The sequence below is a fragment of the Micromonospora sp. NPDC050397 genome (assembly GCF_044901685.1).
In the GTDB taxonomy this organism is placed as follows: Bacteria; Actinomycetota; Actinomycetes; order Mycobacteriales; family Micromonosporaceae; genus Micromonospora_G.
In genome coordinates this window covers 36,953-46,261 of record NZ_JBJDPS010000009.1, presented here as the reverse complement: position 1 = coordinate 46,261, position 9,309 = coordinate 36,953, and the positions used below count along the sequence as shown (strand labels likewise).

The following is a 9,309-nucleotide window of genomic DNA, read 5'->3' as shown; positions in this document are numbered from 1 at the left end:
TCCGGTGACGCGGCCGGCCTGGGCCTGGCCGGCACCGGGCACCCGTTGGTCGGGGCGGCGATCGCGCTACCGTCCGGCGACTGCGTCTTCACCGGCAAGCTCTCCGTCCGTACCCACCCGTGGCTGCGTGACCACGCGGTCGCGGGTCGGCTGGTGGTGCCCGGCACCGCGTTGGTCGAGATGGTGCTCGCCGCCGCCGACCAGGTCGGCCTGCCGGTTCTGGACGAGCTGCTGATCGAGGCCCCGCTGACCCTCGGCGACCAGGGTGGGGTCCAGGTTCGGGTCACCGTGGCCGAGCCCGACGCCGGGCGCGGTGCCGTGACGATCCACTCCCGGCCCGACGAGGACGACCCGTGGGTGCTCAACGCCACCGGTCTGCTGACCACCGACGCCGAGCCGTTCCCGGTCAGCGCCACGCTGACGGTCTGGCCGCCGGCCGACGCCGACGAGATCGACATCGACGGTTTCTACCCGACCGCAGCCGCCGGTGGACTGGAGTACGGGCCGGCGTTCCAGGGCCTGCGGCGGGTCTGGCGGCGCGGCGAGACGGTGTACGCCGAGATCGAGACCGAGGACCCGTCAACCGCGTACGCGGTGCATCCGGCCCTGTTCGACGCCGCTCTGCACGCCATCGGCGCGGGCGGTGCGCTGCCGTCCGACGGCGGCGTACGGCTACCGTTCAGCTTCACCGGAGTACGGGTCGCGGGCTCGGCCGGGACCGGCCTGCGCGTCGAGATCGCGCCCGCGTCCGGCACCGACACGGTCCGGCTCACGCTCGCCGACCCGGCGGGCAATCCGGTGCTGGCGGTGGAGAGCCTTGCCCTACGGCCGGTCGCGCCCGCCCAGTTCGGCGGAATCGCGGACCGCTTCCTGTTCGGCCTGGACTGGTCGGTGCAGGAGGTCGCCCCGGCTGCCGAGGCACCGGTGGTGATCGCGCTCGGTGATGGGTTGCCGGATCCGGCCCCTGTGCTGCTGGTGGATGCGACGGCTTCGGGTGCGGCTGGTGATCGTGCGGCTGCCTTGTTGGGGTTGTTGCAGTCGTGGTTGGTTGATCCGGCGTGGGTCGAATCCAGGTTGGTGGTGCGGACGTTCGGTGCGGTGGGTCAGGTGGTTTCGGACCCGGAGGGTGCCGCGCTGTGGGGGTTGGTCCGGTCGGCGCAGTCGGAGCACCCGGGTCGTGTTCATTTGCTCGACGCTGCCGAAGATGTGTTTTATCCGGTGCCGCAGGTGGTGGTACGCGACGGTGTGGTGCGGGTGCCGCGTCTGGTCCGGGTCCCGGTCTCGGATCCGGTGGAGTTCGACGACGGCGTGGTGGTGGTTACCGGTGCGACGGGGACGCTCGGTGGTCTGATCGCCCGTCATCTGGTGGGGGTCCACGGCGTTCGGCGGTTGTTGCTGTTGTCCCGTTCGGGTCGTGAGGTCGAGGTCGACGGGGCGGAGGTCCGTTCGGTCGCGTGTGACCTGGCCGACGGGGCTGCGGTCGCGGCCGTGTTGCGTGACGAGCCGGTGACCGCCGTTGTTCACGCGGCTGGTGTGCTCGACGATGCCCTGTTGGCTGACCTGACTCCGGAGCGTCTGGAGAGGGTGTTCCGGGCGAAGGTCGACGCGGCTCGTAACCTGGTGGCGGCGACGGCGGACAAGTCGCTGCGGGCGCTGGTGTTGTTCTCGTCGGCGGCGGGTCTGTTCGGTAACGCGGGTCAGGGTAACTATGCGGCGGCGAACGCGTTCCTGGACGCGTACGCGGTGCGGCTTCGTGCCGAGGGGGTCCCGGCGACGTCGTTGGCGTGGGGTTTGTGGGACGCGGGCATGGGCGGTTCGCTTTCGGACGTGGAGCGGGAGCGGATGCGGCGGGGTGGTGTGCTGCCGTTGACGCCGGAGCAGGGGCTGGCCGCCTTCGACGCCGCGCTCGGCACCGGAACCGCACTCGTCGCGCCGCTCGCCCTCGACCCGGCCGCGCTCGGGCAGGCCGCCGAAGCCGGCCTGCTGCCACCACTGCTCGCCGGGCTGGTCCGCGCGCCGCGCGGCCGGCGGGCCACCCCGACCGGGCCGACGCTGGGGCAGCGCCTGGACGGACTTTCCGCCGCCGACCAGGACCGGCTCGTGCTGGACGCCGTCCAGACACAGGTAGCGGCCGTGCTGGGGCACGACTCCGGCGCCGCCGTCCCGGCCGGGCGGGCGTTCAGCGAGTTGGGCTTCGACTCGCTGACCGCGGTCGACCTGCGCAACCGGTTGATGGCGGTGACCGGGCTGCGGCTGCCCTCGACGCTGGTCTTCGACTACCCGAACGCCGCCGCGCTCGCCGAACACCTCGCCGAGCGGCTCCGGCCCGTGGTGGTCTCCCCGGTCGTGGCGCTGCTGGCCGAACTCGACCAGCTCGAACAGGGGCTGCGCACGACGACGGCGGACGACGAGGAACGGTCCCGGGTCACCGCCCGGCTCACCGGGCTGCTCGCCGCGTGGCACGGAACGGGTGCGGCACCGACGGTCGGCGTCGCCCTGGCCGACGAGCTGGAAACCGCCACCGACGACGAGATGTTCGACCTGCTCGGCAAGGAATTCGGCATTTCCTGATCCGCCGAGGCGCAGAGAGGCGATAGCACAATGAGCGAGCCAGGTCAGGTCCCCGAGGATCGGCTCAGGTACTTCCTCAAGCGGGTCACCGCCGAGCTCGGCGAGACCCGGGAGCGCCTGCGCGGTGCCGAGCAGGCCGCGTCCGAGCCGATCGCGATCGTCGGCATGGCCTGCCGGTTTCCCGGCGGGGTCGGCTCGCCGGAGGAGCTCTGGGATCTGGTGGCCGCCGGCCGGGACGCGATCGGTCCGTTCCCGGACGACCGGGGCTGGGACGTGGAGAACCTCTACCATCCCGACCCCGACCATCCCGGCACGACCTACTCCCGGGACGGCGGTTTCCTCACCGGCGCCGCGGACTTCGACCCCGGCCTGTTCGGCATCTCGCCGCGTGAGGCGCTGGCGATGGACCCGCAACACCGGCTGCTGCTCGAATCCTCCTGGGAGGCGTTCGAGCGGGCCGGGTTCGACCCGCTGGGGCTGCGCGGCTCACGTACCGGTGTGTTCGTCGGGGTGATGTACAACGACTACGCGCTGGTGGTGGGGGAGTCGGCCGACGCGGCCGAGGGTTTCATGGGCACCGGCGGCAGCATCGCCTCGGGCCGGGTCGCCTATTCCTTCGGGTTGGAGGGGCCGACCGTCACGGTCGACACCGCCTGCTCGTCGTCCCTGGTCGCGCTGCACCTGGCCGCCCAGGCACTGCGGAACCGGGAGTGCGACCTGGCGTTGGCCGGCGGGGTGACCGTCATGGCCACCCCGAACACCTTCGTCGGGTTCTCCCGCCAGCGTGGCCTGGCGCCGGACGGGCGGTGCAAGTCGTTCGCGGAGGGCGCCGACGGCACCGGCTGGGGCGAGGGCGTCGGCATGCTGCTGGTGGAGCGGCTCTCTGACGCGCAGCGGCTCGGGCATCCGATCCTGGCGGTGGTACGCGGCAGCGCGGTGAACTCCGACGGTGCCTCCAACGGGTTGACCGCGCCGAACGGCCCCTCCCAGCAGCGGGTCATCCGGGCGGCGCTGGCGAATGCCCGGCTCGAAACCGGTGACGTGGACATCGTCGAGGCGCACGGCACCGGCACCCCGCTGGGCGACCCGATCGAGGCCCAGGCGCTGCTGGCGACGTACGGCCAGCACCGGGGCGAGCCGCTCTGGCTGGGCTCGGTGAAGTCGAACCTCGGTCACACCCAGGCCGCCGCCGGGGTCGCCGGGATCATCAAGATGGTCCAGGCGATGCGGCACGGTGTGTTGCCGGCGACGCTGCACGTGGATGCGCCGTCGACGCAGGTGGACTGGTCGGCCGGTGCGGTCGAGCTGCTGACCGAGTCGCGGGAGTGGCCGGCGGTGGACCGGCCGAGGCGGGCGGCCGTGTCGTCGTTCGGGATCAGCGGCACCAACGCCCACGTCATCCTCGAAGCCCCACCCGCACCCACGCCGCTTCCGCCGAGCGGGGACCTGCCGCTCACCCCGATCGTGCTCACCGCCGCCGACCCGGACGCGCTCGACGCCCAGACCGGCCGGCTGGCCGCGTACCTCAACGAGCGCGCGGACGTGCCGTTGCCCGAGGTCGCCCGCGCGCTGGGCGGCCGGGCCCGGTTACCGCACCGGGCGGTCGCGCTCGGCGACGACCGCTCCGAACTGGTGACCGCGCTGACGGAGGGCGGCGCCGTCCGTGGCACCGCGCGTACCGGCCGGCTCGCCGTTGTCTTCACCGGCCAGGGGGCCCAACGGGTCGGCATGGGCCGCGAGCTGTACGCCGCGTTCCCGGCGTACGCCGAAGCGTTCGACGCCGTGACCGCCGCCCTGGACCTGCCGCTGCACGACCTCCTCGACGACGAGGATCGGATTCACGAGACCGGGGTGGCGCAGCCGGCGCTCTTTGCCGTCGAGGTGGCGCTGCTGGCGCTGCTGCGACAGTGGGGACTGACCCCGGAGGTGGTGGCCGGGCACTCGATCGGAGAGATCACCGCCGGGTACGCCGCCGGGGTCCTCTCGCTGACCGACGCGGCGACCCTGGTGCGCGCCCGGGGCAGGCTGATGCAGGCACTGCCGCAGGGTGGGGCGATGCTCGCGGTCGGCGCCCCCGAGGCGGACGTACGCGCCGCGTTCCCGCAGCTCGACATCGCGGCGGTGAACGGCCCGAACGCGGTGGTGGTGTCGGGGCTGGCAGCCGAGATCGACCGGGTCGCCGAGCACGGCTGGAAGACCAGCCGCCTGCGCACCAGCCACGCCTTCCACTCGCGGCTGATGGAGCCGATGCTCGCCGACTTCGCGGTGGTCGCCGCCGGGCTGACGTTCGCGGAGCCGACGCTGGCCGCCGTGTCCACCGTCACCGGGGCCCCGGTCGGCCCCGGCGAGTGGAGCGACCCGCACTACTGGGTCGACCAGGTACGTCGCCCGGTCCGGTTCGCCGACGCCGGGTCCGCACTCGCCGCCCAGGGCGTCACCCGGGTGCTGGAGGTGGGCCCCGACGCGGTGCTCACCGCGATGCTCCAGGACGCCGACGCCGGGCTGCTGGCCGTGCCGGCGCTGCGTCGTGGGCGCCCGGAGATCCGTACCCTGCTCACCTCGGTAGCCGCCCTGTACGTCGACGGTGCCGACGTCCACTGGCCGGCTGTCGTCGGCGGTACCGGACACGTGGAGCTGCCGACGTACCCGTTCACCCACCGGCGGCTCTGGCCCCGCCCGCGGCCCGGCGGTGTCGCCGACGCGTACGGCCTCGGCCTGGACCCGAGCGACCACCCGCTGCTCGGCGCCGTGGTCGAGGTTCCGGACAGCGGGACGATGGTCCTCACCGGGACGCTCGACACCGCCACCCAGCCGTGGCTGGCCGAGCACGGTGTGCTCGGCCGGGCCGTGCTGCCCGGCACCGCGCTGGTCGAGCTGGCCCTGGCCGCCGGCGACCGGGCCGACGCGCCGACCTTGGAGGAGCTGTTGCTCCAGGCGCCGCTCGTCCTGCCCGAGAGCGGCCCGGTCGCGGTGCGGGTCACCGTGACCGAGGCGGACGGACGCCGCCCGGTCACCGTCCACTCCCGGGGCGACGACGAGACCTGGGTCCTGCACGCCACCGGTGTGCTCGCCGCCGCGCGGCCCGCCGACATCGACGCCGACCTGGTCACCTGGCCGCCGCCCGGCGCCGAGGAACTGCCGCTGTCCGGGCTCTACCAGGCGTTCGGCGACGCCGGGCTGGTCTACGGGCCGGCGTTCCAGGGCCTGCGGCGGCTGTGGCGGCGCGGCGACGAGGTTTTTGCCGAGGTCCGTACGGAGGCGCCGGCCGACGGGTTCGGACTGCACCCGGCGCTGTTCGACGCGGTCCTGCACCCGATCGGCCCGGCGGGGCTGCTGCCCGGCGACGGCCTACGGCTGCCGTTCGCGTTCTCCGGGGTGTACCGGTTCGCCCCGGCGGGCACCGCGCTGCGGGTCCGGCTGACGGTCGAGAGTGGGGTGGACACCGTACGACTGGTCGTGGCGAACTCGACCGGACTGCCGGTCGCCCAGGTCGATCGGCTCACGTTGCGGCCGGTCAGCGCGGCGCAACTCGGCGGAGGTGCCGCCGACCGGCTGCTCTACGGTGTCGAGTGGGTCGCGACGCGGGCCCAGGGCACCGCCCCGGACGTGGTGATCCCGCTCGGCGCCCCGCTGCCGGAACCTGCGCCGGTGCTGCTGGTGGACGCCACCGCGCCCGGCGCCGCGCGAGCCCGTGCCGGCGCCCTGCTCACCCTCCTGCGTACCTGGCTGGTCGACCCCGGCTGGGCCGACTCCCGGCTGGTGATCCGGACCTTCGGCGCGGTCGGCGAGCAGGTCGGCGACGCGGACGCCGCCGCGTTGTGGGGCCTGGTCCGGTCCGCGCAGGCCGAGTACCCCGACCGCGTCCACCTGCTCGACGGGGCCGAGGACGTGCTGCTCCCGCTCCCGCAGGCGCTGGTACGCGACGGCCAGGTCATGGTGCCGCGGCTGACCCGGGTGCGGGGCGCGGAACCGATCGCGTTCGGCGACGGGGCCGTGGTGGTCACCGGCGCCACCGGCACCCTCGGCCGGCTACTCGCCCGACACCTGGTGCAGGTCCACGGCGTGCGGAAACTGGTGCTGCTGTCCCGCTCGGGCGGCGACGCCGACCTGGTACGGCAGCTCGCACCGGCCGACGTACGGCTGGTCGCCTGTGACGTGTCCGACGCGGGGGCGGTCGCCGCCGCCCTCCGCGACGAGCCGATCACCGCCGTGGTCCACGCCGCCGGGGTGCTCGACGACGGGCTGCTCACCGACCTGACCCCGGAGCGGCTCGACGCCGTCTTCGGAGCCAAGGTGGACGCCGCCCGGAATCTCGCCGCCGCGACGAGGGACAAAGCGCTGCGCGCGTTTGTCCTCTACTCCTCGGCGGCCGGGATCTTCGGCAACGTCGGCCAGGCCAGCTACGGCGCCGCGAACGCCTTCCTGGACGCGTACGCGGCCCGGTTGCGGGCCGAGGGAATTCCGGCGACCTCGCTGGCCTGGGGCCTGTGGGAGAGCGGCATGGCCGGCACCCTCACCGACACCGAGCAACGGCGACTGCGGCAGGGAGGCATCCTCCCGCTCACCGCCGAGCAGGGCCTGGCCGCCTTCGACGCCGCCCTGGCCACCGGGCACCCGCTTCTCGTACCGGTGGCTCTCGATCCGGCCGGGCTGCGCGCGGCCGGTGCCGCCGAGGCGCTGCCGCCGATCCTCGCCGGGCTGGTCCCGGCGGGCAGGTCCGGCGGCGGCGCACCCGACGAGCAGGCGCTCGTCGCCTTCCAACGTCGGCTGGCGCAACTGGCCACCGAGGAGCGCCGGGCGGCCCTGGCCGACCTGGTGGGTGGGCAGTCCGCGGTGGTTCTCGGCCATGCCGAGCCCGACGCCCTCGACCCGCAGCGGCCGTTCCTGGAGGCCGGTTTCGACTCGCTCACCTCGGTCGAGTTGCGTAACCGGCTGAGCGCGGCCACCGGGTTGCGTCTGCCGACGACGCTGCTGTTCGACCACCCCACCCCCGGTGCCCTCGTCGCCCACCTCACCGAGCAGTTCACCGCCGATGCCCAGCCGGCGTCGCCGGAGCCGGCCGGCACCCTCGGGGCGATGTTCCGGGAGGCGTCGGTGAGCGGGCGCAGCGGCGAGTTCTTCGGCGTCCTGGTCGCCGCGTCGCAGTTCCGCCCGTCGTTCCGTACCAGCCGCGAGTTGCCCAGGCCGGTCGACGTCGTACGGCTGGCCACCGGTACGGACGCCACCGGCCTGGTCTGCCTCCCGTCGATCCTGGCCATCTCCGGCCCGCACCAGTACGTCCGGTTCGCCGGCGCGTTGCGGGGACGGCGTGGCGTCGTCGCGGTCGCCGCACCCGGGTTCGGTCGCGACGAGCCGTTGCCGGCCACGGTGGAGGCACTGGTCTCGGCCCAGGTCGAGGCGATCCTCGCGCAGACCGGCGGGGCGCCGTTCGCGCTGGTCGGTCACTCCTCCGGCGGCATGCTCGCGCACGCGGTCGCGGTGGAACTGGAACGGGTCGGTGTCACCGTCGAGGCGCTGGTGCTCATCGACATCTACTCCCACGACGTCGAGGCGCTCGCCGGTATCCAGCCGGTGCTCAGCGAGGGCATGATCGAACGGGAGGACGGCTACGTCCCGATGGACGACACCAGGCTCACCGCGATGGGGGGTTACGTACGGCTCTTCCACGGTTGGCAGCCGACCCCGATCCAGACCCCGACGCTGCTGGTACGGGCCAGCGAGCCGATGTTCGGCTGGTCCCGCGACGGCGACTGGCGCTCGTCCTGGACATTGCCGCACACCACGTTGGACACCCCCGGCAACCACTTCTCCGTGATGGAGGAACACGCCACCGCCACCGCGCGGGTTGTCGACGAGTGGCTCTCCGTCGGACCCGCTTCCCACACCGTTTCCACCACCTTCACCACCACCACCGCCTCCACCGCCTCCACCACCACCGCCTCCACCACCTCCTCCGACCCGAAAGCGACGGCCCGATGACCAACCCCGCCGACGACAACCCGTGGATCCGCCGGTTCCACCACGAGCCGAGCAGCCCGGTCACCCTGGTCTGCTTCCCGCACGCCGGTGGCTCGGCCAGCTTCTTCTACCCGGTCTCCGACGCCATGCAGTCCACGATGCAGGTGGTGGCGTTGCAGTACCCGGGCCGGCAGGACCGTCGCAGCGAGCGACCGCTGACCACGATCGCCGAGCTGGCCGAGGGGTCGTTCGCCGCGCTCCGCCCGCTGATGGACCGTCCGCTGGCCTTCTTCGGTCACAGCATGGGCGCCACGGTGGCCTTCGAGGTCGCCGTACGGATGAAGCGTGAGCTGGCCGGCGCGCCGGTGACGTTGTTCGCCTCGGGCCGCCGCGCCCCCTCCCGGCACCGGGTGGAGACCGTGCACCAGCGCGACGACGACGGCATCATCTCCGAGCTGAAGGGCCTCAGCGGCACCGACTCCCGCCTCCTCGGTGACATGGAGCTGCTGCGGATGATCCTGCCGGCCATCCGAGGCGACTACACCGCCGCCGAGACCTACCGGTACCAGCCCGGCCCGACGCTGGACTGCCCGATCGTCGCGCTGACCGGGGAGAGCGACCCGAAGGTGACCCTGGACGAGTCCCGGGCCTGGGCCGACCACACCAGTGGCGGCTTCGAGCTGCGGACCTTCAGCGGCGGGCACTTCTACCTCGCCCAGCACCAGCGCGCGGTGATCAACCTGATCAGCGACCAGCTCCTCTCCCTGACGCTCTGAGGAC

The 9,309-nt window shown here is 73.5% G+C and carries 2 protein-coding genes and 1 pseudogene; all 3 read left to right on the top strand.

What is annotated here, in order from left to right:
- Positions 1-45: 45 nt before the first annotated feature.
- Complete coding sequence (locus ACI2K4_RS25695) at positions 46-2,571, top strand: SDR family NAD(P)-dependent oxidoreductase (protein WP_404515028.1); 2,526 nt, start codon at positions 46-48, stop codon at positions 2,569-2,571.
- A gap of 54 nt (positions 2,572-2,625) precedes the next feature.
- Positions 2,626-8,550 (top strand): annotated as a pseudogene (locus ACI2K4_RS25690) (alpha/beta fold hydrolase); the annotation flags it as partial.
- Positions 8,547-9,305 (top strand): thioesterase II family protein, encoded by a 759-nt coding sequence (locus ACI2K4_RS25685; protein ID WP_404514840.1) that lies wholly within the window; start codon positions 8,547-8,549, stop codon positions 9,303-9,305. The pseudogene ACI2K4_RS25690 and the gene ACI2K4_RS25685, both read left to right, overlap by 4 nt.
- Positions 9,306-9,309 lie beyond the last annotated feature (4 nt).

What these genes read in the sequence shown, in the direction of transcription:
- ACI2K4_RS25685 (WP_404514840.1), top strand. Translation starts at nt 8,547, where the DNA reads ATGACCAACCCCGCCGACGACAACCCGTGGATCCGCCGGTTCCACCAC.